Annotated in this window: 2 protein-coding genes; both read left to right on the forward strand. The window is 59.6% G+C overall.

From position 1 onward, the window contains the following. Nucleotides 1-311: 311 nt before the first annotated feature. Nucleotides 312-641: a hypothetical protein gene (locus GWC77_RS29865; protein WP_254367230.1), complete on the forward strand. Its 330-nt coding sequence runs from the start codon at nucleotides 312-314 to the stop codon at nucleotides 639-641. Continuing rightward, complete coding sequence (locus tag GWC77_RS27830) at nucleotides 638-1,021, forward strand: hypothetical protein (protein WP_173262724.1); 384 nt, start codon at nucleotides 638-640, stop codon at nucleotides 1,019-1,021. Before GWC77_RS29865 ends, GWC77_RS27830 begins: the two co-directional genes overlap by 4 nt. Nucleotides 1,022-1,257 lie beyond the last annotated feature (236 nt).

Consider the following 1,257-nt stretch of genomic DNA (forward strand, 5'->3'; position numbering starts at 1 on the left):
TGGAACCGCTCGGCTATATCCCACCCGCTGAAGCTGAGGCAAACTATTACCGGCAACTCAGCAACGGAGTTGCGATGCCGGCATCAACTTAAACCAACCAGCCTCCACGATTCCCGGGGCGATTCACTCGCTGGTACTCCGGGTTCCATGCTGGACGGTAGAGGCTGATGATCGGGTTCGCCCTCGGGAGCACCTCGATTGCTTCACGATATCACCGCCGATTTCTCAAAAGTGGAGGTCGAGGGTATATCGGACGGTTATTCGTTTTTTTCGTCGCCGACCCTCGAAGACATAGCGCTAAGGAACACGCCATGATGAACCACCATCCCCATCCCGGCGCGCTGCTGCGCGAGGATGTGCTTGCGCCGCTTGGCATCGAAGTGACTGATGCGGCTCAACGACTCGGCATGTCGCGCACATCGCTGTCTCGCGACAAACCGCGTGAAGTAATGCGGCAAGGCGCCCTGGCTGGCGCCGGCCTTATCGGTGGGTGGGCCGCTGGCAGCGCAGCGGTTGCGGTCGGCGTATGCGCGGCGACTGCGCCTGTATGTGTCGGCGCGATCGCGTTCGTTGGGGGCTTGCTCGCGACCTACGGCGCTGAAGCCAGTTTCGGCTCTTTGTACCCTCGCTCGACCAGGTGATCATCGTGACGGAACCGTTGAACCTCGAACGCCGCGCCGCGGTCTGGGAAGCGCTCTCGGAACTGTTCGTCGGGAAGGAACTCCAGGACTACGATTACGCCGGGATTGCCAAAACACTACGCGCATCCGGTTACTCACTCGACGAGCTCGAAAAGGTCCTGCGCGAAGAGGTCGCCCCCGTTTTTCGCAGCAATCTTTCTGCGCTCGCTGTGCCCGAAATGGAAGGGTGGGCACAAGACACAGTCGTGAAAGAAATACGGGCTTACCTTGAACGCGAGAGAACCGGCATATCCCGGCTGTTGATGCGTTTGGGAACGTCCAGGGCGCTGCCAGATGCGGCGACTAAGCGGTGGCAGCGAATCAGATCTTTGCTTTCGTAGTTGCTCAATTGACGAACACCTGGAGAGCTAGGCATGGATCGCGTCGAAGTGAAGTCCTGTCATGGCCGAGCCTCACTGAGCATGCAAGTCACATCGCGCGCCTCGGACGAAACGTAATCGGTAATTGACCGACGTCGTTGCGATCTCAGGCGATCTGATGCAGTGGCGAGCGCAGCGGGTTGTCGGCGAAGAGCGATTTCCAGATTCGCGGCGTGAGTTCGTGCACGCGCGAAGCC

It is taken from the genome of Paraburkholderia sp. NMBU_R16 (assembly GCF_013282575.1).
GTDB lineage: Bacteria > Pseudomonadota > Gammaproteobacteria > Burkholderiales > Burkholderiaceae > Trinickia.